19 protein-coding genes are annotated in these 21,428 nt (G+C 40.8%); 15 read left to right on the top strand and 4 right to left on the bottom strand.

Annotated elements, in window-relative coordinates; translation table 11 throughout:
- The first annotated feature begins 17 nt into the window (after window positions 1-17).
- The 12 genes from rpsR to rlmH all read left to right on the top strand — a co-directional run bounded on the left by rpsR (window position 18) and on the right by rlmH (window position 13,200).
- Window positions 18-254 (top strand): 30S ribosomal protein S18, encoded by a 237-nt coding sequence (gene rpsR, locus Q7P97_RS09570; RefSeq protein ID WP_303968971.1) that lies wholly within the window; start codon window positions 18-20, stop codon window positions 252-254.
- 251 nt (window positions 255-505) lie between these two features.
- Complete coding sequence (locus Q7P97_RS09565) at window positions 506-1,444, top strand: YybS family protein (RefSeq protein ID WP_303968970.1); 939 nt, start codon at window positions 506-508, stop codon at window positions 1,442-1,444.
- Window positions 1,445-1,455: 11 nt separating this feature from the next.
- A complete protein-coding gene (locus Q7P97_RS09560; protein WP_303968969.1) occupies window positions 1,456-3,429 on the top strand; it encodes a DHH family phosphoesterase in 1,974 nt (657 codons plus the stop codon).
- Window positions 3,429-3,875: a 50S ribosomal protein L9 gene (rplI, locus tag Q7P97_RS09555; protein WP_085132246.1), complete on the top strand. Its 447-nt coding sequence runs from the start codon at window positions 3,429-3,431 to the stop codon at window positions 3,873-3,875. Before Q7P97_RS09560 ends, rplI begins: the two co-directional genes overlap by 1 nt.
- Before the next feature lie 24 nt (window positions 3,876-3,899).
- Window positions 3,900-5,249 (top strand): replicative DNA helicase, encoded by a 1,350-nt coding sequence (gene dnaB / locus Q7P97_RS09550; RefSeq protein WP_483315745.1) that lies wholly within the window; start codon window positions 3,900-3,902, stop codon window positions 5,247-5,249.
- Window positions 5,250-5,496: 247 nt separating this feature from the next.
- Entirely contained in the window at window positions 5,497-6,207 is a 711-nt protein-coding gene (gene yycF, locus Q7P97_RS09545) for a response regulator YycF (protein ID WP_085427683.1), read from the top strand.
- Window positions 6,208-6,213: 6 nt separating this feature from the next.
- Window positions 6,214-8,037 carry a cell wall metabolism sensor histidine kinase WalK gene (gene walK / locus Q7P97_RS09540; RefSeq protein WP_303968967.1) on the top strand — a complete coding sequence of 608 codons (1,824 nt, stop codon included), beginning with the start codon at window positions 6,214-6,216 and terminating at the stop codon, window positions 8,035-8,037.
- Complete coding sequence (locus Q7P97_RS09535; RefSeq protein ID WP_303968966.1) at window positions 8,028-9,359, top strand: YycH family regulatory protein; 1,332 nt, start codon at window positions 8,028-8,030, stop codon at window positions 9,357-9,359. Before walK ends, Q7P97_RS09535 begins: the two co-directional genes overlap by 10 nt.
- The gene (locus Q7P97_RS09530; protein WP_303968965.1) at window positions 9,346-10,158 is read left to right on the top strand and encodes a two-component system regulatory protein YycI; all 813 of its coding nucleotides are present in this window, start codon (window positions 9,346-9,348) and stop codon (window positions 10,156-10,158) included. Before Q7P97_RS09535 ends, Q7P97_RS09530 begins: the two co-directional genes overlap by 14 nt.
- A gap of 11 nt (window positions 10,159-10,169) precedes the next feature.
- Window positions 10,170-10,958 carry an MBL fold metallo-hydrolase gene (locus Q7P97_RS09525; RefSeq protein WP_303968964.1) on the top strand — a complete coding sequence of 263 codons (789 nt, stop codon included), beginning with the start codon at window positions 10,170-10,172 and terminating at the stop codon, window positions 10,956-10,958.
- A 106-nt stretch (window positions 10,959-11,064) separates the two neighbouring features.
- Window positions 11,065-12,309 carry a S1C family serine protease gene (locus Q7P97_RS09520; protein ID WP_303968963.1) on the top strand — a complete coding sequence of 415 codons (1,245 nt, stop codon included), beginning with the start codon at window positions 11,065-11,067 and terminating at the stop codon, window positions 12,307-12,309.
- Window positions 12,310-12,720: 411 nt separating this feature from the next.
- Entirely contained in the window at window positions 12,721-13,200 is a 480-nt protein-coding gene (rlmH, locus tag Q7P97_RS09515) for a 23S rRNA (pseudouridine(1915)-N(3))-methyltransferase RlmH (RefSeq protein ID WP_303968962.1), read from the top strand.
- A 149-nt stretch (window positions 13,201-13,349) separates the two neighbouring features.
- Here the strand turns inward: rlmH and Q7P97_RS09510 are convergent, their stop codons facing one another.
- Complete coding sequence (locus Q7P97_RS09510) at window positions 13,350-14,201, bottom strand: 5'-methylthioadenosine/S-adenosylhomocysteine nucleosidase (protein ID WP_303968992.1); 852 nt, start codon at window positions 14,199-14,201, stop codon at window positions 13,350-13,352.
- Between the two features lie 568 nt (window positions 14,202-14,769).
- Here Q7P97_RS09510 and Q7P97_RS09505 point away from each other — a divergent pair.
- A complete protein-coding gene (locus Q7P97_RS09505) occupies window positions 14,770-15,678 on the top strand; it encodes a DMT family transporter (RefSeq protein WP_303968961.1) in 909 nt (302 codons plus the stop codon).
- Window positions 15,679-15,820: 142 nt separating this feature from the next.
- Here Q7P97_RS09505 and gshAB read toward each other — a convergent pair whose 3' ends face one another.
- The 3 genes from gshAB to Q7P97_RS09490 all read right to left on the bottom strand — a co-directional run bounded on the left by gshAB (window position 15,821) and on the right by Q7P97_RS09490 (window position 20,329).
- Window positions 15,821-18,082 (bottom strand): bifunctional glutamate--cysteine ligase GshA/glutathione synthetase GshB, encoded by a 2,262-nt coding sequence (gene gshAB / locus Q7P97_RS09500; protein WP_303968960.1) that lies wholly within the window; start codon window positions 18,080-18,082, stop codon window positions 15,821-15,823.
- A gap of 290 nt (window positions 18,083-18,372) precedes the next feature.
- Complete coding sequence (gene fghA, locus Q7P97_RS09495) at window positions 18,373-19,206, bottom strand: S-formylglutathione hydrolase (RefSeq protein ID WP_303968959.1); 834 nt, start codon at window positions 19,204-19,206, stop codon at window positions 18,373-18,375.
- A 4-nt stretch (window positions 19,207-19,210) separates the two neighbouring features.
- On the bottom strand, window positions 19,211-20,329 hold the full coding sequence (locus Q7P97_RS09490; protein ID WP_303968958.1) for an S-(hydroxymethyl)glutathione dehydrogenase/class III alcohol dehydrogenase: 1,119 nt from the start codon (window positions 20,327-20,329) through the stop codon (window positions 19,211-19,213).
- A gap of 125 nt (window positions 20,330-20,454) precedes the next feature.
- On the opposite strand from Q7P97_RS09490, the gene Q7P97_RS09485 reads away from it, so the two are divergent.
- Window positions 20,455-20,811 (top strand): winged helix-turn-helix transcriptional regulator, encoded by a 357-nt coding sequence (locus tag Q7P97_RS09485; protein ID WP_303968957.1) that lies wholly within the window; start codon window positions 20,455-20,457, stop codon window positions 20,809-20,811.
- A 74-nt stretch (window positions 20,812-20,885) separates the two neighbouring features.
- The gene (locus Q7P97_RS09480; protein ID WP_303968956.1) at window positions 20,886-21,410 is read left to right on the top strand and encodes a YehS family protein; all 525 of its coding nucleotides are present in this window, start codon (window positions 20,886-20,888) and stop codon (window positions 21,408-21,410) included.
- The last annotated feature ends 18 nt before the right edge of the window (window positions 21,411-21,428 follow it).

Raw genomic sequence — 21,428 nt, 5'->3', positions numbered from 1 at the left:
GAAGGAGGACAACAATTATGGCACCACGTCGTGGAGGTCGCAAACGCCGTAAGGTTTGCTACTTTACTTCTAACCACATTACATACATCGACTATAAAGATGTAGATTTGTTGAAGAAGTTTATCTCTGAGCGCGGAAAGATGTTGCCTCGTCGAGTTACTGGTACAAGCGCTAAATACCAACGTAAATTGACGGTAGCAATCAAACGTGCACGCATCATGGCACTTCTTCCGTTCGTATCTGAAGAGCGGTAATATATAAACCACCACTGACTGAGTTACTCAGTCAGTGGTGGTTTTTTATTTATGCAGAAATGCATTAGTAGATCATTCACTACATATCCACTTTACTGGAAACGGCAACTACCTGTATTTTTGATTTCACGTCGAATCGTGATACAATTAAAAGGATGATTGTAGCTTTATATGAATTAAGGAATGTAACACTTTGTCCCCCTAATTATGGATTGGCGGCAAAGAAGCAATGAATGAATTGAGGCGTAAATATGCAAGATCAAGCAAGTAGAATTACGTATGGTGCGATGATGGTAGCACTCTTCGCCATATTACTGGCAATGACTTTGTACGTGCCATTACTTGGATTATTGACAATATTGCTAGTTCCATTGCCCATTACGATTTATCGTTTGCGTTATGACCGAGTCTCCACGCTGATGGTTGCTATGTGTACATGGCTTATCACATTATTGATTGGCGGATTTCTTTCCATCCCAGCAGCGATTGTATTGAGCGCAGTTGGATTCATAATTGGTGATACTGTTCGGACAGGTAAGACAAAGCTTTATGTATTTATGGCAACAGGCGTCACGTTGCTCATCTCATTAAGCTTATTGTATCTCGGTACTGTCTGGTTCATGAAAATTAATCCGATTGAACAGTTGCTACAACAATTTGAAGCTATACAGCAAGAAGCGTTTGTAATACTCTCTGGAATGGGAAATTCAACGAAGGATATGGAGCGGACTGTGGCAGAGGCGTTTACGTATTATCAAACCATTGTGCCTTCGCTGTTTATTTTATCTACCTTCGTGGTGGCTTATCTATTTATCATGCCCATCTTAGCAGTTGCAAAACGTCTACGTTTTGAAGTTCCTAAATTTGCCTCTTTCCTTAACATGCGCCTGCCATTTGCAACGGTAGTAGCCTATCTGGTGTTGCTATTGATTTCCATCTTATCGCAACCAGAACAAGGAACGACATTTTATCTAATGGAGGCAAATGCCATTCTCATCTTTAGATTCTTATTCTTCTTACAAGGTTTGGCGTTGATTTATTATGCATTGCGCAAGATGAAGCTTCCATTGATCGTCAATGTGCTGGCTACGTTATTTGCCATGTTCCTAAGTCCCTTCACCGTTATGCTAGGTGTTTTGGATATCGCCATTAACATTCGTACATGGATAGATAAAGACAAGAGAGCGTAGGAGATGAGACAGTGAATATATTTTACAAAAAACGAGCGATACGGATTCCGCTAGCCATCTTATCACTTCTTGGCGGAGTAGGTTCTGTACTCCTGATGCTATTGAACTTTTGGGTCGGCCTGTTTTTTGCGCTCGCCTATGCGCTCGCACTTGGGGTTGCTTGGAAAGTTGAAAATGATAGCTATCTGGAAACCGAGAAGTATATTGAAACCCTATCCTATCGAATGAAAAAGGTAGGAGAAGAAGCGTTACTGGAATTACCCATTGGGATTATCTTGCTAAATGATAAGCAATTAATTGAATGGATCAACCCATTTATAAGCTCTATCTATCCAGACAAAACTTGGATTGGATCACAACTTTACGAGATGAACGAATCATTCCGTCAAGTAATTAAAGAAGACAGTGAGCAAGACGTTATCGTATTAAATGATCGCTCCTATCGTGTGTACTATAAGCCAGAAGAAAAGTTACTCTATTTATTTGACGTAACGGAGCGCGTAAAGATTCAATCTCTTTATTATGCTGATAGAACGACAATCGGAATTCTATTGGTTGATAACTATGATGAACTATCTCAGACGATGGATGATCAAACACGAAGTCAGATGAACTCCCTCGTTACGTCATTAGTTAATCAATGGGCGGATGAGTATGGAGTATTTGTTAAACGAATATCATCTGAACGCTTTTTAGCTGTCTTTAACGAAGGAACGCTTGAACAATTGGAAAGAACCAAGTTTGCATTGCTTGATACGATTCGCGAGAACACGTCTAAACATAGTGTACCTCTTACGATGAGTATTGGGGTAGGTACGGGAACAACGTCGCTTACAGAGCTTGGAGAGCTTGCACAGTCGAGTCTTGACTTGGTTCTAGGTCGTGGCGGAGATCAAGTAGCAATTAAACACCATGATGGAAAACTGAAATTCTATGGGGGTAAAACAAACCCTGTAGAAAAACGTACGCGTGTGCGTGCACGCGTTATCTCACATGCTTTACGTGATTTAATCCAGGATAGTGACCGCGTCTTTGTTATGGGTCATAAAATGCCGGACATGGATGCGATCGGTGCATCAATCGGTGTACGCAAGATGGCACGCATGAACGGTGTAGAAGGATATGTTGTCGTTAATTTTGATCAGCTCGATGCCAGTGTCAGTCGTCTGATGGATGAAGTACAGCAAGATGAAGAACTATATGATCATATGTTAATGCCTGAAGAAGCATTGGAATTGATGACAGAGCGTTCGTTAGTCGTTATAGTCGATACGCATAAGCCGAGCATGGTTATTGAAGAACGTGTGCTGGAGAAGGCGCAGAAAGTCGTATTGATCGACCACCATCGACGCGGTGAAGAGTTTATCAGTAATACTGTGCTCGTCTATATGGAGCCTTACGCGTCTTCTACGGCGGAACTTGTGACTGAATTGCTCGAGTATCAGCCGAAAAACGAAAAGTTGACGATGCTGGAATCCACTGCCATGCTTGCAGGGATTGTGGTGGATACGAAAAGTTTCACACTTAGAACGGGTGCTAGGACATTCGAAGCTGCTTCCTATTTGCGAACGCATGGTGCAGACACGATACTAGTGCAACGTTTATTGAAAGAAGACATCACGACATATATTGAACGTTCAAAACTGATTGAAACCGTTGAATTTGCAGGGAATGGAGATATTGCGATTGCGAAAGGGCAAGAGGACGTTGTACACAGCTCCGTACTGATTGCTCAAACAGCAGATATCCTTCTAACGATGCAAGGCATCTCAGCGTCATTTGTCATCGCGAAGCGTGATGATGGGAAAATTGGTGTCAGCGCCCGCTCATTGGGCGAGTTGAATGTTCAAGTCATAATGGAAGATCTGGGTGGTGGCGGTCACTTAACAAATGCGGCCTGCCAATTAAGTGTAGATACAATAGATGAAGCTATAATTATGTTGAAGAATACACTAGATCAATACGTAGAGAGGGGAAATGAATAATGAAAGTTATTTTTTTGAAGGACGTTAAAGGAAAAGGCAAAAAAGGTGAAGTGAAAGAGGTTTCAACAGGCTACGCACAAAACTTTTTATTGAAAAATAATGTTGCGGTTGAAGCAACGCCAGGTAACTTAAGTAAGTTGCAAGGTCAGAAGGAACGCCAGAAGAAAGATGCAGCTGCAGAGTTGGCAGAAGCTAAAGAATTAAAAGAGCAAGTTGAAAAATTGACTGTAGAGCTACAGGCTAAAACTGGCGAAGACGGTCGTCTATTTGGTTCTATTACGTCCAAACAAATTGGACAAGCATTGGAAAAGCAAAACAAAATTAAAGTTGACCGCCGTAAGATGGAATTACCTGAGCCAATCCGTGCACTTGGCTTTACAAATGTTCCGATCAAATTGCACCCTGATGTAACAGCTACACTTAAAGTGCATGTTACTGAAGAATGATAAGGAGATAATAGCTTGAACCAGATGATCGAGCGCACACCTCCGCATAACAACGAAGCAGAGCAGTCAGTTCTTGGGGCAATATTTTTAGAGCCACAGGTACTGATTACCGCATCTGAAATATTGTTGCCGGAAGATTTTTATCGGGTCGCGCATAAAAAGATTTTCGAAACCATGCTTGTATTGAACGACAGAGGTCAACCAGTCGATTTGGTGACAATCGCCGAAGAGCTCAAAGTGAAAAATGAGCTCGAAGACGTCGGAGGCATTTCGTATATTACAGAGCTTGCCAACGCGGTTCCGACTGCAGCAAACATTGTCTATTATGCAAATATAGTGGAAGAAAAAGCTTTGTTGCGCAGATTGATTCGCGTTGCAACTGATATTGTGGAAGATGGCTACACCCGGGAAGACGAAGTAGAAGCCTTACTTGGTGAAGCCGAGAAGAAAATGATGGAAGTATCCAATCGAAAAAACGCAGGTGACTTCCGTCATATTAAAGATGTACTAGTAGAGACGTATGACAATATTGAATTATTGCATACACGTAAAGGTGATGTAACGGGTATCCCAACCGGATTCCGTGACTTGGATAAGATTACGGCAGGCTTCCAACGTAATGACTTGATCATCGTGGCGGCTCGTCCTTCCGTCGGTAAGACTGCGTTTGCGTTGAACGTGGCGCAAAACGTGGCAACCAAGACAGATGAAAATGTTGCGATTTTTAGTCTCGAGATGGGAGCCGAACAGCTCGTTATGCGTATGCTCTGTGCAGAAGGAAACATTGATGCGCAAGTGCTTCGTACAGGGAACCTTGAAGCCGATGACTGGCGCAAGCTGACTATGGCGATGGGATCGTTGTCCAATGCGGGTATTTTCATTGATGACAGTCCAGGTATTCGTATCAATGAAATACGTTCAAAATGCAGACGACTTCAACAAGAGCACGGTCTAGGTATGATCATGATTGACTATTTGCAGCTGATCATGGGAAGCGGACGTGGCAGTGATAACCGTCAGCAAGAAGTATCTGAGATCTCCCGTTCATTGAAAGCCTTGGCACGTGAATTGAAAATTCCAGTCATCGCACTATCTCAGCTATCACGGGGAGTAGAGCAACGCCAAGATAAGCGACCTATGATGTCCGATCTTCGAGAATCTGGAAGTATTGAGCAAGATGCCGATATCGTCTCCTTCCTCTACCGGGAAGACTACTATGATAAAGAAACTGAAATGCAAAACATGATTGAAATCATTATTGCCAAGCAACGTAACGGCCCAACTGGTACTGTCACCTTGGCATTTGCAAAGGAATACAATAAATTCCTTAATATTGACTGGAGTCAGCATGAATCACCTCCGTCTTACGAATAAAACAGCACGCTCTTCTTCTACGACTGTAGGAAGAGCGCGCTGTTTTTTCATTGTTCCAAGCTAGCCACCCCTATCTGAAAAAGTGCGAATTCACACAAATCATGATAGAGTTAAAGGATATGGAATGATATATTTCAGCTTTAGAATAAGGTTGTACCCATAGAAAAGATCGTTAAGTGTTCGTTGTGCTGTATAAGTGTACAACGTTTAAAATTCATTGCCAATTATGGCTAGAAAGGAAAAAATCATGCAAAATAAAACAATATTTATTGTAGACGATGAAAAACCCATCGCAGACATTATAGAATTCAATCTGAAAAAGGAGGGCTTCAATGTCTTTTGCGCATACGACGGTGAAGACGCCATTAATCGCGTAGAAGAAATCCAGCCAGACCTAATGCTTCTAGATATTATGCTGCCTAAACGCGACGGCATGGAGGTGTGTAGAGAAGTACGGAAAAAACATGATTTCCCTATCATCATGCTGACTGCAAAGGACTCGGAGATTGATAAGGTTTTAGGGCTTGAGCTAGGTGCAGACGATTATGTAACCAAGCCGTTCGGAACAAGAGAATTAATTGCCCGCGTAAAGGCTAACTTGCGTCGTCATGCAAGAACGATCGCAGAGGACCAGGAAGAAGAAACGAACGATATAACTGTAGGACAACTGGTCATCCAACCTGACGCATACTTCGTTCAAAAGCGTGGTACTACAATTGAACTAACACATCGTGAATTTGAATTACTGTATTACTTGGCAAAACATATTGGTCAGGTAATGACACGTGAACACTTACTACAAACTGTATGGGGCTATGATTATTTCGGTGATGTACGAACTGTTGATGTAACGATTCGACGCCTTCGTGAAAAGATTGAAGATACACCAAGCCATCCAAGCTGGATTGTTACAAGACGCGGTGTAGGCTATTACTTACGCGATCCGGAACAGGAGTAAACCACTATGCATAAGGTAGGTTTTTTTCGATCGATTCAAGTCAAATTTGTCTTGATCTATGTCTTGCTTATTCTTGTGTCTATGCAGATTATTGGGTTATATTTTGCTCGTGAACTGGAACAAACACTAAAAGATAATTTTACGAATTCGATTGTAGACCGGATGAATTTAGTCGAGTTCAGTGTAAAAGAAGAACTCATAAAAAAGCGAAGTGATAACGACGTCACACTTGAACAAAGTTTAAAAGATGTCTTAGTCGAATTCACTTCGGATGATATTATTGAAATACGTGTCATCAACTCCAAATATCGAATTTTGGCTACAACTTCATACGAAAATCAGATGAAAGTTGGCCAACATTCAACTAATGATAATGTGCGTAAGTCCATTACATCAGGGAGTATAAAAGACATCATCACGCTTGATCCAAAGTCACATAATCGTGTACTTTCGTTAGCCCAACCGATTGAAAATGGCAATGAAATTATAGGATCACTCTATGTAGAAGCCAATATCGAATCAGTCTTCAAGCAAATTGAAGAAATCAATCGAATATTGGCGGGGTCAGCAGCCGTATCTCTCATCATTACGATCATAGTAGGGATCTTCATTGCAAGAGCATTCACCCGACCTATTTCAGACATGCGGAGACAGGCACAGGCAATGGCGAAAGGGAACTTCACCCGAAAGGTTAAAGTGTATGGAACGGATGAGATGGGTCAGCTGGCCATCGCATTTAATCACTTAACTAACCAGCTGCAAGAATCGCAATCCACTACTGAGAGCGAAAGGCGGAAATTGGCATCTGTTCTGGAAAATATGACAGACGGAGTCATTTCAACCGATCGTAAAGGACGGGTGAGCCTGATTAACGACTCTGCCCTACAAATGCTTGGTGTAACGAATGATCTTGTGATTAATCGACCAATCGCCAGTATTCTAGGTATTGATGAGGAATATACATTTGAAGAATTAATTCAAATGAAAGAATCTATTCCACTCGACTTCAGTACAGAAGACCAAGCGTACATTTTGCGAGCGACAATCTCCGTCACGCAGCGTGAAACGGGGTTCGTCAACGGCTTGATCATCGTATTGCATGACAATACAGAGCAAGAAAAGATTGATATGGAACGTCGTGAATTCGTATCGAACGTTTCTCATGAATTACGTACACCGCTCACAACCATGCGAAGTTATCTGGATGCATTAGCGGAGGGTGCTTGGCGAAACGAAGAAATTGCACCGAACTTCTTACGTGTCACGCAAAATGAAACGGAGCGAATGATCCGTCTCGTCAATGACTTGTTGAAACTATCACGTATGGATAGTAAAGAATACGAATTGAATAAAGAATGGGTAGAATTTAACCGATTCTTCAATGCGGTTATAGAGCGTTTTGAATTCTCGAAGTCGCAAAATGTCCGATTCACACGAAATCTGTATTCAAGTAGTTTATTTGTAGAGATCGATACAGATAAGTTAACACAAGTGTTAGACAACATTATTTCTAATGCCTTGAAATATTCACCAGATGGCGGCGAAGTACGCTTCGGTGTAACCGTCTCGGGCGATTATATTAAAGTGATGATTTCAGATGATGGAATGGGTATTCCAAAATCTAATGTCAATCGAATCTTCGATCGTTTCTATCGTGCCGATCGTGCGCGATCACGTGCACTGGGCGGAACCGGTCTCGGTCTTGCAATCGCTAAGGAAATGATTGTAGCGCATAAAGGAGAGATTTGGGCGCAGAGTGAAGAAGGGAAAGGGACAACCATCTTCTTCAAGCTTCCGTTTGAACAACAAGAGGATGGTGAGTGGGATTGAAGTATATTGAACCAATTAAATCCATTGTATTACTGTTGCTCGTCTCGCTGAGCGTGTTGTTCACTATTGCAGTCTGGAATTATTCGCCGAATTATGAACCGATGGAACAAGTGCAGACTGTTGATATCTCCATTTCCGAAAAGAAAACGATTGATGAGATTATTAAACCGTATAAAATGATTACCAATTTAAAAGATCAAGTATTGGGCTCTGTGGACGTAGAAAAGATGGATACCATTCTGAATGAAATTAATTCATGGGAAATGTCTGAACTACAGTTGGTGAGTCAAAAAATGAATAAGTTCGAGATTGCACAAATCCTTCGTCAACCTAGTCAAATGACACTGTACTTTCCAGGTGAGGTACCTATGCTCGTCTATGACAATGTATTGCTAGTTGATGACGCCAATATCCCTGAAGCGACCTTTAATCGTCTAGTGGTCGACTGGAGTCAATCCACGCAAGCGCCAGTCGTTCACTTGTTAAGTGAGGTAAGCGGTCTGCATTATAAGATACAAGTGACGCTACCGAATAAAACAAATTTTCTACGCAATGTAATAGATGTAGGCCAATCATTTGATGAATATGCAGAAATTGACCGTGGCAATGCATCGTTTCTAGCTGTACCGAATGATCCTGTGACGATTGCGCGCAATACGTATATTCAGGAAGAAATCAATCCAAATAAATTCCGCGATGCTTTGTTCAGTGAATCTAATAATGCAGTTCGGCGTAATCAAGTGGATGCAACGCATGAAGAGTATGGGGATGATCATGCATTCTTGAATATCGACACTGAAATTAAAAGATTAAATTATGTCATGCCTGCTGTAGAAAGTCAGGAAATTGCGATACCATCTGAATTGCTGTTGAATACAATAGATTTCATTAATGAGCATGGTGGTTGGACGGATGAATTTCGATATGCCTATATGAATCCGATATCTCGTTACGTCCGGTTCCAGCTATACGTCGACGGCTTACCTGTTTTTAGCGATCAATCCGGCACGAATGAAATTACGGAAACGTGGGGAAATGGCCGTGTGTTCAAATATATTCGACCTTATTACAAATTGGACTTAAAAATCGAGTCGAAACAGAACGAATTGCCCTCAGGAGTGGAAGTAGCGGAAGCATTGCGTGAATCGCAAGAGGTAGATTTTGACTTAATTGAAGAAATCACACCGGGCTATTATATGATTCAAGACGTCGAGCAAGAATTGATTGTTTTAGAACCTTGCTGGTATTACCTGATTAAAGATAACTGGTTACGCTTCGCTCCGGAAGAATTGCAAGGGGGTGGCATGATTGGATTGGAATAGAACTAAAACCATTTTTATCATTGTCTTTTCCATTCTGAACGTCTTCTTGTATTGGCTCTATCTAGATCGGCAATTAGACGTGGGAAATATGCAGGTTCTCGGTAAAACTTCCGTGGAAGATACTTTGAGGTTGGAAAATATTACGTACGAACCAATTCCCTTTACTAAAAAAGAAGTATCGTATCTTTCCGCGCATGTCGTAACATTCTCGAATGATGATTTGAAGAAACTAACTAATCAATCGTTCGTCTTAGTCGAAGAATCGCGGTTACTGTCCCATATGAAAAAGTCTGTTAAAGTGATCGATGACAAAGGCGAATACAATTTTGAAGAGTTCTTGGGGAAGTATGTGCTCAAAGGAGAAGATTACGTGCTATGGGATGTAAACGAAGAAGACCAGAATGCTGTATTCTTCCAACAAGTCAAGAATGAAACCATCTTTTACAGTCCCAATGCCATGCTCATCATGCACTGGGATAAGGACGGAAAAGTTACACATTACGAGCAGCGTATGCTCGACGAGTTCTCAAGCTTTAATCAGAAAAAGAATTTACTATCACAAGATGATGCGGTTTCTTCACTTGTTACACGTAGTTTATTGAAGCCGGATTCCACTGTCATGCAAGTCAAATCAGGTTATTCGACACTTGTTCAGCTAACAGAAACGCAAGTATTTGCACCGACGTGGAATGTTCAGGTAAAATTGAAGGATGGAACTATTGAACAGCACTTCGTCAATGCGATTGAAGGAAAAGTCATCGAGTTCCAATCGGATATGTTAGAAGAACAAATAGAATAGGAGTTTTCTACATGCGATTTAGCATTTTGGCGAGTGGCAGTACAGGCAACTCGTTATATATAGAGACAGATGAGCATGCTTTTCTCGTAGATGCCGGCATGAGCGGTAAGAAAATTGAAGGTTTGCTCGGATCGATCAATCGCTCGATGAAACATATTGACGGCATTTTCGTCACACATGAACACAGTGATCATATTAAAGGAATTGGCGTACTCGCCCGGAAGTATAAAACACCCATCTATGCCAACGCAAAAACGTGGCAGGCGATGGACGGACTAGTAGGAGAGATTCCTGTTGATCAGCGTTTCCATTTCGACATGGAAACGGTGAAAACATTTGGTTCACTGGATATCCAGTCATTTGCTGTATCCCATGACGCAGCAGACCCGATGTTCTATACGTTCAATGAAGGCGATCGTAAACTGGCAATCATCACCGACACAGGCTACGTTAGCGATCGTATGAAAGGCCACATCCAAGGCGCTGACAGCTTTGTATTCGAAAGCAATCACGATGTCAGTATGCTACAGATGGGACGTTACCCATGGTCGATCAAGCGTCGTATTTTAAGTGACGTGGGCCACGTATCGAATGAAGATGCAGCCGTTGCAATGAGTGAAGTGGTTGCTCAAAAAGAATCGCATATTTACTTAGCTCATCTTAGCTTGGATAACAATATGAAAGACTTGGCGCGCATGAGCGTAGCACAGACCCTTGAAGACTGCGGCATTCGTGCAGGGGAATTTGTCCACTTGCATGATACGGATGCATCAGAATCTACAGAACTTGTGCTAGTCTAATGAAAATGCGGAAAGCCTTGCTAAATTAGTGAGGCTTTTTGCATTTTCAGATAGTCATTGGGGTACAGTACATGTAGGAATACTTTCTGATAAGGAGGAAATGCGAATGGACGATGAAAGAAGAGAAGAAGGAAGAGAAGAAATGGAACAGCAACGCCCCATTCCACCGTTTGAAACGAAACGCGAACCAAAACGTAGGGGCGGTTTTTGGCCAGGTTTACTCGGAGTCTTATTGGGCGGAGTCATCGTATTTTCAGTCATGACGTATGCAACCGATTCATCAGATACTAGTGATGTTGCAACGTCTAAAACAACGGAAGTCAAAAGCAACTCGGAACACGCCCAAGTATCAATGGACATTTCAAGCGAAGTTACGGATGTGGTAGGTGACGTTGCAAATGCTGTTGTCGGTATCACAAATATCCAGACAGTCCAAGACTTCTGGTCTTCCACAACGTCTACTCAAGAAGCTGGATCGGGTTCTGGTGTGCTGTATAAAAAAGAAGGTGACAAAGCATATATCGTCACCAATCACCACGTCGTAGAGAATTCTGAACAACTCGAGATTAGTTTTGATGACGGGACAAAGGTCGAAGGAAAGTTAATTGGCAGTGATCTGTGGACGGATTTAGCGGTTGTCGAAATTGATGCAGAACACGTTGATACAGTGATAGAATTCGGTGATTCCGATGCGTTAAAACGCGGAGAATCTGTTATTGCGATCGGTAATCCATTAGGACTTGGCTTTGCGGGATCCGTCACGGTTGGCGTAATCTCTGGTAAAGACCGATCCATTCCAATGGATCTCAACAAGGATGGAAACGTTGATTGGCAAGCAGACGTCTTGCAGACAGATGCAGCGATCAACCCAGGGAACTCCGGTGGTGCTTTAATTAATATGGCAGGTCAATTGATTGGGATCAACTCCATGAAAATCTCTGAGGCAACAGTAGAGGGAATCGGACTGGCTATTCCAATCAATATTGCATTACCGATTATCGAACACTTAGAAAAAACAGGACAAGTAAATCGTCCTACAATGGGCGTATCGTTACTTGATCTTCAACAAATCCCTATTCAGCAACAGCAACAAACGTTGAACTTGCCTGAAAAAGTAACAGAAGGTGTCGTCGTAACAGATGTCATGCCGAATTCATCGGCAATACAAGCTGGAGTGAAGAAATACGATACAATCGTTCAGCTGGATGAAGAGAAAGTGACGGATATGGTCAGTCTACGTAAGTATTTGTATAATCAAAAAGAAATTGGTGATCCATTGAAAATTACAGTTTATCGAGATGGAAAGAAACTGGACTTGGAAATGGTATTGAAAGACGGAAACACATTCTAAGAGAATATACATTGTCCACATAGTGAACAACTTCTCGTCCACATCAGGCATCTAGCGAAAATGCGCTACGATGCCTGATTTTTTTATGAAGTTATCCAATTGTGGATAAAATCAAAATAATGTGCATAATATTGTGTAAAATAAAATGTGTAATAAATAGTAAATAAATTTGAAGTGACAAGTGTTAAAGCCTTACAGAACAGTAGGTTGGAGCATTCGAACATTTGAAATAAAAAGTATATTTCTATTCAAAATAAATAATGGTTGAAAAGTTATCCACAAAGGTGTGGTATACTAATTAAAGAATTTCACATGTAGTAGGGAACAAATAATCGAACACAATATGTAGATAGGCCTGTGGATATGTGCATAAGTATTGTGGGTAACTTTTAGAGAGTGAGTGGATAAACTGTGAATATATCAATTGTCACCGTGGGTAAGTTAAAAGAGAAGTATTTGAAACAAGGAATAGAAGAGTATACAAAACGCCTAAATAGCTACGCAAAAATGCAATTAATTGAAGTGGCGGACGAAAAAGCACCAGAAACACTTAGTGATGCTGACATGGAAATTGTCAAAAAGAAAGAAGCCGATCGAATTTTGGCGAAGATTGCACCTGACGCACACGTCATTGCACTAGCAATCGACGGGAAAATGAAAACTTCTGAAGAATTTGCAGCTAGTATAGATTCGTTGATGACATATGGTAAGAGTAAGATTGTCTTTGTGATTGGAGGATCACTTGGATTACATAGTAGTGTGTTGCAACGTTCGAATGAGAAGTTGTCGTTTTCTAAGATGACATTTCCGCATCAGTTAATGAAGTTGGTGTTGGTGGAGCAGATTTATCGAGGGTTTCGGATTATTAAGGGGGAGCCGTATCATAAATAGAAATAGAAAATCACACTCTTTATAGCAGGCTCGTACACTTCCCAGATTTTTGAATAGGTTGCCTGAGGCTTTTAAATGCTAAAAACTAGAAGAGAAAGGTTTATGGAACAAACCTTTCTCTTCTAGTTTTATTTACGAGTTAAAGTCACTTATTTTAAATTGGAGATATATTCTTTTAATACAAGATAAACATAGTCTTGATTGGCTGAAGCAGTTTCTGGATTATACTGTCCGTTATTAGTTTTGTTATTTGAAAGAATGCGTATTCCTAAAAAAGGAACGTTGTAACTATCAGAGATCTGTGCTGCTGCAGCACCTTCCATTTCTTCAACGGAAGTACCGTACTTTTCATGGAACCAGTTTATGCGGTCTACTTCGTTATTCCAAAGATCTGCAGATCCAATAGTACCTTCAACAACTTTACCTTGTTCATATTGATCTTTAACCGCATTGGCTGCTGCTAATAATTCAACGTCGCCATCAAAGTAGCGAATCTTCTCTGCGTCGGGATCCTCTCCGGCACTGCCTTCGGAAGCCATAAGGTCCATAGGCTTCCATAGCGATGGATCCATTCCTTCGTTTTCTTCAGCAGACTCAGTCTTCATAGAACCGATATTGACAGTTCGTTTTCCTAACACTATGTCAAATACATGTAAGTTCGGGTCATGTCCGCCTGAAGTTCCCTGGTTAATAATAGCGATAGGGTTGTACTTTTCAATTGCTAATGCAGTAGCGGCAGCAGTGTTTTCCATCCCTTTACTAGTCTTCGTAACAATTACAGGATAGTCATCGATAGTTCCTTTATAAAAAACAAAGTTTCCCGATTCCTCAACTTCTGTATCGCTTAATTTCTCAGCAAACTTTTCAGCTTCAATAGGCATGGGTCCTTGAACAATAATCGGACGTAGTTCAGTTTCAACTGTATTTTTAGTAGTTGAGTTACAGCCCGAAACGATCGTTGCTAGAAAAACCATACATACAATAAAACCAACTAATTTCATGTTCCTCAAAGATAATCTCCTCATTCCTGAATAATTACAATCGAATAGTATCCCTAGCAAATTACTTTCCCTAGTGCATTGTATATTTCATTTGGCCAATCAGTACGTATCGTTAAAGTATAGTATGACGGCGCTTGAAATTTACTAAGTGTTAAGAGATTCCTATTACTCACTATTTTTATGCAGAATTTAGTAAAAAGCACTATTGCAATGAATACGTTATGATTATAGCAGAGGCTTTTTATGCTTTCAACCCAAAACACGAACAATTAACTTGTAAATAATTACATTGTACGTTATATGGTGCAGATAACATTAAAATACTTGAATGTACTGAAAGGAAAATTCTAAATAACGAACGATACAAGCAAGATCAATGCTATTAGGATGTAATTAATAGTAAGATAACGATGTATATAAAAACATTTCTATTACTGCGTTTTAATCTTGTAAACATTGCCATGCTGTATGTCAGTAAGCAGATACAACCAAACAAAAATGTGTACGAAAAGTATAAGTAAGTATAGAATAGGCCAGTTGGCATTTCGTTGTAGGAAGGGTGATAAATTTGTTTAAAGCATACGCTTGGCTGACACTTTGTGTAATGGTGTGGGGCAGTAATTTTGTTTTTGGAAAGATGTTGGTCCAGGACTTTTCCCCGGCTCTTCTCACTTCGCTCAGACTATTGTTTATAGTGCTTTTTCTGATTGGATTATCTTCATATAAATTACATGTGAAACGATTGAATAAATATGATTTACTAGCAGTAATTTTTCTAGGTGTTTTTGGCGTTTTTATTAACCAGTGGTCTTTTTTTGCTGGATTAGAGACGGCTGATCCAACAACGTCTGCATTAATCTTGGCAACTACGCCCATTTTAACTGGTGTTTTAGCAGGTATTTTTTTAAAAGAAAAATTAACAATTCGTATGTTACTTGGATCTATTGTTGCGATCATAGGTATTTTCTTTGTCGTAGCAAAAGGGAGTATATCCTCTATACATATCGATAAAGGTTTATGGTGGATTGTAGTTACGATGATTACTTTCGCCATGCTAATTATCGTGACGAGACTCCTTTCCAGTAGAGTGGATCCGCTTGCAATTACTTTATATTCAAATATTGTCGGACTAGCTGTGTCGGTTCCTTTTATTTTTTTACTTGATACGCCCATACGAATGAGTGTAAAGGTCGCAGATTGGTCATTTCTGATTGTTACAGCCGTTGTAGTACACGGTATCGCCATGTTGATTTGGAACTACAATATTAGATATGTTGATGCTTCAAAGGCCTCCATATTATCTAATTTAGAACCTTTTGTAGCGATGATAATGGGTTTGATCTTGTTGTATAAACCAATAACGGGGTCAGAAATTGTCGGTTCACTATTTATAGTGGGAGGAGTAGTGCTGTCTACATATCAGCGAAAAAAATTAAAGCTGGTGGAAGTAACGAAGCCTGCAGCAAGAAAACTTTAAGTTGTACTAGTCAATTCATACAATATTAACGTGTTTAAAGACCAACAGTAGAAGTGAGTTATTCCTTATACGAAAAACGGCCTCTTTCTTTGATGCAGACAGACGTTCTGCAAAAGTAAAGGGGCCGTTTCATTGTGTGATTTTAAGTTAGTTCTGGGAATAAGTAATATAATATATCCGTCGTCACTCGACGTGATTCACCTTTATACGGGTAAATATGCATATACATCGATGGATTGAAGTTCGCTTCAATAATGCCATATGCACCTGGGTTTGCTGCTGGGACATCAAGGTCTTCGATAATTAAATCGATACCACTGATTTTTGCACCAAGGGCAGCTACTGCACCCACCGCAATCTCTTTATAATCATTTGAAATACGGTCCGTTACATCAATGGAGTCTCCGCCCGTACTGACATTGGAATTCTCGCGTAAATAAACGATTTCTCCGTCTTTTGGGATCGAGTCCAATTGATAACCTTGACCTTTTAACATCAAAACCTCCAATTCACCAAGCTGGATCAGCTCAAGAGGTGTGCGGTGATCTGTGCCGCGTAATGGGTCCTGATTCTTTTCTGTGACTAGTTCTTTGATCGTTTGCTTCCCATCACCTGTAACGTTAGCAGGTACACGTAGCATCACGGCCAGTACTTTGTCATGTAACACGAAGAATCGATATTCCGTACCGTTTAAAAACTCTTCTAATAAGATAGAGGAATCTTCGGCAAATGCAATGTTGATGGCGGATTCATAATCTTCGTAGCTGGCACCGTCTTTAAAGATGGATATACCAAGCCCGTAGTTAGTTGTTTTCGGCTTCACTACAAACGGTGTCTTAGCAAACATCTTATAGGCACGCAAAGCATCCTCTTTATTATTAAACTCTTCACCACCTGGAACATGGTAACCTTTTTCGTGAAGAATTTTCTTTGTCACGGTTTTATTTTCCATAATTAAAGTAGAAACATACGTATCTTTACTCGTCATATTACCGTTTTTTACGTATTCAATATGATCCCGCAGTTCCAGCTTCAAGAATTGATCTTGACGATCCAAGACTTCTACTTTGATCCCTTTTTGGAACGCGTCATACATCATAATCTGCGTGGATAACTCCATGTCGGTAAAGCCTGTCAGTTCATATGGCTTCTCCCATAGCTTCGTATACGTTTCCTTCGCGATTTCTGTAGCTACTTGGCCTTGACTTGTTTTTTTACCCTCTGAATAAAGTCTTCCCGCCAGCGTTTTGGAAGGATCAGCAAGCATCTCTCGTAGATTCGCAAATAATGAGTCGGAAACAGGGAAGTCCAGATCTTTTGATAACTGTTCCATCCCGTCAACGAGTTCATGCGCTTCCGCTTCAAACTGTGTATGTGACAGTGGATGCTCAAGTGCGACTATATCATTGCGAGCATCACCAACCTTACCCCACTCATCACTTTCCGGGTTTTCATCTTTCTGTAAAAGATAGAGCAGGAAGACATGCAGGAATTCCGCTTGCTCATAGCTAATGCCATTCGTTTCAAACGGATTCAAGTCGATATTTCGTAACTCTACGTATCGCACGCCAGTATGCTTGAAGTCTGCTACGCGATCACTGCCGCGCAAACGCATCGCCGTGTAAAATTCTTTTTCTTCTACTAACAACCCTCTATTAACTACGGAAGATAAGTCCGAAATGTATTTCTGGATTGTGCTGAATGATACATTTACGTCATCATGATTCACATAGCCAAAACGGCTGCTTCGAATACTTCTAACCGGTTCTCCTGGTTTATCGTCGCATCCATAGAAGTTCTCTTCACTTGTAGGAGAAGCGCCATAGAAATACGTGACGAGCCAGCGGTAGTACAAGTAGTTTCTCGTCAATTTCAAATAGATGTCTGTTTTGAATTGCTGATAATTCTCGATATCTGATTGTAAACCAAATAACATACGGAGCAATTCGTCACTGAATTCGAAATTGAAATGAATTCCGCAAATCATTTGTTTGCGGCGGCCGTATGAATTGGCCAAAGAACGACGATAGAGAACATTTTCAAAATTGTTCAGCTTCGCAATCGTGATGTCTTCCTCTTTTTCAGGAAGGGCAGGAGGCATGCTTAATGGCCAGAGCATTTCTTCCTTGCCCATGGAACGATAAGCTACGTCATGAATGCCTGATAGATAATCGAATAATTCTTCCAGTGTATCTAGAACAGGTGTGATTAGTTCCATTTGTGTTTCTGAGAAATCACGTTGAATATACGGATGTTCGTCTCCCATTCCGATATTCGCAGGGTGGTCGGTCGTTGCAAGATGTCCATTTAAATCTACGCGCTGACCTTCTTTTTCTATACCATAACGAGCTTTCAGAACGTATGGCTTTATACGTTCGTCAGCTAACATTTTCTTAAGATCCATTGTAACTATCCCTCCTATGTAATATATTTTTAAGTCCGTTCCTCTATCTTAGTTCATATACCCTTAAAAACAAAAACATCCACACTGCCTAGCAATGTGGATGTTTAAACTTGTGAAGAGAAAGGAGAAGGCACCGTTGATCGACGCTGCAGGTGGACGCTTTCACATGGGCGTGGCTTGAGCCTCCTCGCTTCGCTGTCGGGCCACAAGCCACGTCCTCCGAAAAGCGTCCTCCTCTGGAACGGAAATCCCACGCAGTATCCTATTTCAACTCTCTAAGTTTATTCAATTTATCCCAAGTTCTTCATATGGAAATCAAAGTGTTCCTCCAGGAAAGAAGAGATGAAGAAGTAGCTATGGTCGTAGCCTTCTACTTTGTTATATTCCACTGCTTGATTATGCTGCTTCGCATTTTCAAGGAACGTTTTCTCATTTAACTGCTCCGGATAAAAGCCATCTGCAGTACCTTGCGTAATAAGAATGGGTGGAATACCTGCTTCCTTCACTAACTCGGCAGTATCCCACTCTTTCCACGTCGCTTTGTCTTCACCTAGGTACGTCGTAAATGCTTTGATTCCCCAAGGAACATCGCTTGGACTTGAAATGGGAGAGAACGCGGAAATCGCTTTGAAACGGTCTGCATTTTTCATTCCAATCATCAACGCACCATAACCGCCCATTGAGTGACCCATAATACTTTCTTTTCCTGAGAAGTTAGGCACAAGAGTAGCTGCAATTTTACTTAACTCCTGTGTTATATACGTATACATCTGATAGTTCTTTGCCCAAGGCTCTTCCGTAGCATTCAAATAGAAGCCAGCACCTTGTCCAAGGTCAAACGCCTCATCGTCCGCTACGTCTTCTCCGCGCGGTGATGTATCTGGAATAATAACCGCGACTTGAAGTTTTTCAGCTAAGCTTTGGAAACCGCTTTTCTGGCTGAAGTTATCATCTGTACATGTTAATCCTGAAAGGAACCAAATTAATGGAATTTCCTTTTGTTCTTTATTTGACGGTAAGAAGATACTAAATGTCATATCACACTTGAGGACTTCTGAATAATGGTTGTACTTGTTTTGTTCCCCACCAAAAGATCGTCTTTGCTCAACGCGTTCTACATTCATGATCTCACTCTCCATATGTTAGTATTGATCGAATTGATTCACCTTTATGCAGTAAATCAAATGCTTCATTGATATCGGTAAAGTTTAGTTGGTGCGTAATGAACGAATCTAAATCAATTTCACCGTCCATGTAGTCATCAATCATCCCTGGCAATTCAGTTCTTCCTTTTACTCCGCCAAATGCAGATCCGCGCCATACGCGACCTGTAACTAGTTGGAATGGACGTGTATGAATTTCTTTACCAGCACCTGCGACACCAATAATGATGCTCTCGCCCCAACCTTTATGGCAGCATTCAAGAGCGGCTTTCATGACTTCGACATTACCGATACACTCAAAGCTGTAATCTACTCCACCATCCGTCATATCTACAATGACTTCTTGAATAGGCTTATCGAATGTAGAAGGGTTGATGAAATCTGTTGCGCCCATCTTCTTCGCCAGTTCAAATTTATCTTCATTGAGATCAACCGCGATGATGCGGCTCGCTTTCGCTTGCTTTAATCCTTGAATAACGGCTAAACCAATAGCTCCTAGACCGAAGACTGCCGTAACAGCACCTTCTTCTACTTTCGCTGTTTTATGAACAGCTCCAATGCCTGTAGTGACGCCACATCCGAATAGACATACTTTATCGAGTGGGACGTTGTGGTCTTCTACTTTAACTAGGGAGATTTCAGACACGACAGTATACTCACTGAATGTACTTGTTCCCATGTAGTGATAGATGGGTTCACCGTTGTAAGAGAAGCGTGTAGTACCGTCAGGCATTAATCCTTTACCTTGTGTTTCGCGAATTGCACCACATAGGTTAGTTTTACCGGATAGACAGAACTTACATTTTCCACATTCAGGTGTGTACAATGGAATCACGTGATCGCCAGGTTTAACGGAAGTAACTCCTTCACCTACTGAAACTACGACACCAGCACCCTCGTGACCTAATACGGCAGGGAATACTCCTTCCGCGTCATCGCCCGATAATGTATATGCGTCTGTGTGACAGACAGAAGTGTAAAGAATTTTGACTAATACCTCATTAGCTTTTGGTTCTTCTACATCGATTTCTACAATTTTAAGTGGTTCTCCAGGTTTGAATGCTACAGCTGCTCTACTTTTCAAATGAAGCCCTTCTTTCTTTTGCTTTATAGTGTTTACATTTCTATCATTACATATTATAATTCACCATGCAATACTGACTCTTTTGTCACTATGAACATGAATAGTATAGAAAGAAGTGAAGCAATATGGTCATTCATTATAAAGATAAACAATATTTCACTAGTAAGGATTTAGCTTTATCCGTCATTGGTGGACGTTGGAAAATTGCGATTATCTGGTGCTTGCTACACGAATCGCCATTACGACTAAGCGAGATGCAGAAAAAGCTTCCTGACGCCAATCAACGCATGTTAATCAGACAGTTGCGTGAGTTGGAAGAGGATAATATTGTGACACGCTACGTTTATCCTGTTGTGCCACCTAAAGTGGAATATCAATTAAGTGAAACGGGTCTGCTATTAGAACCAGTCGTGACATCGATTTGTAATTTCGGCGACCAGTTTTTGCAAACGATAGAAGTAGAACAAACAACAGTCGACTGAATGAGGACATTCTATAACCAAACAGGCTATACTAAGAATCACAGCAATATACTAGAGAGGGAACAGGTGATCACATGAATAATAATGACATTTTAAGTAGACTGCGCTATGCACTGGATTTAAAAGATTCTGCCGTTGTAGAAATGTTTGCATTAGGCGGACTGAAGACAAACAGAGCAGAAGTTAAAGAAATGCTAACAAAAACGAATGAGGATAGCACGGATGAAATGCAAATGAATGAATATGCCAAAGAAATTGACAACATTACGTTAGAGTCATTTCTTAATGGACTCATCATTTCAAAAAGAGGAGTACCTGAGAACACAGGAAATGCTCCTCAACCATTTTTAATGTCTGAAGAAGGCCATCGTAATGTAAATAATATTTTGCTGAAAAAAGTGAAAATCGCGTTAACGCTAACAAGTGAAGATATGCTAGATATTCTAGAAAGTGTAGGCGTGACGATCTCTAAAAATGAACTGAGTGCGGTTCTTCGTAAGGAAGGGCACCGCAATTACAAACCATGTGGAGATCGATATGCACGTAACTTTTTAAAAGGGTTAGCTATTCGTTATCGCGATACAGACACCGAGAATTAATAGTATATAATGAAAGAT

Origin of the sequence: Sporosarcina ureae (genome assembly GCF_029267015.1) — a bacterium.
Classification (GTDB): Bacteria; Bacillota; Bacilli; order Bacillales_A; family Planococcaceae; genus Sporosarcina; species Sporosarcina ureae_D.
This window is presented reverse-complemented; position numbering and strand designations above follow the sequence as displayed.

Coding starts and splice junctions, on each gene's coding strand:
- rpsR (WP_303968971.1), top strand. CDS start 18: ATGGCACCACGTCGTGGAGGTCGCAAACGCCGTAAGGTTTGCTACTTT.
- Q7P97_RS09565 (WP_303968970.1), top strand. CDS start 506: ATGCAAGATCAAGCAAGTAGAATTACGTATGGTGCGATGATGGTAGCA.
- rplI (WP_085132246.1), top strand. CDS start 3,429: ATGAAAGTTATTTTTTTGAAGGACGTTAAAGGAAAAGGCAAAAAAGGT.
- dnaB (WP_483315745.1), top strand. CDS start 3,900: ATGATCGAGCGCACACCTCCGCATAACAACGAAGCAGAGCAGTCAGTT.
- yycF (WP_085427683.1), top strand. CDS start 5,497: ATGCAAAATAAAACAATATTTATTGTAGACGATGAAAAACCCATCGCA.
- walK (WP_303968967.1), top strand. CDS start 6,214: ATGCATAAGGTAGGTTTTTTTCGATCGATTCAAGTCAAATTTGTCTTG.
- Q7P97_RS09525 (WP_303968964.1), top strand. CDS start 10,170: ATGCGATTTAGCATTTTGGCGAGTGGCAGTACAGGCAACTCGTTATAT.
- Q7P97_RS09520 (WP_303968963.1), top strand. CDS start 11,065: ATGGACGATGAAAGAAGAGAAGAAGGAAGAGAAGAAATGGAACAGCAA.
- Q7P97_RS09510 (WP_303968992.1), bottom strand. CDS start 14,201: ATGAAATTAGTTGGTTTTATTGTATGTATGGTTTTTCTAGCAACGATC.
- gshAB (WP_303968960.1), bottom strand. CDS start 18,082: ATGGATCTTAAGAAAATGTTAGCTGACGAACGTATAAAGCCATACGTT.
- fghA (WP_303968959.1), bottom strand. CDS start 19,206: ATGAATGTAGAACGCGTTGAGCAAAGACGATCTTTTGGTGGGGAACAA.
- Q7P97_RS09485 (WP_303968957.1), top strand. CDS start 20,455: ATGGTCATTCATTATAAAGATAAACAATATTTCACTAGTAAGGATTTA.
- Q7P97_RS09480 (WP_303968956.1), top strand. CDS start 20,886: ATGAATAATAATGACATTTTAAGTAGACTGCGCTATGCACTGGATTTA.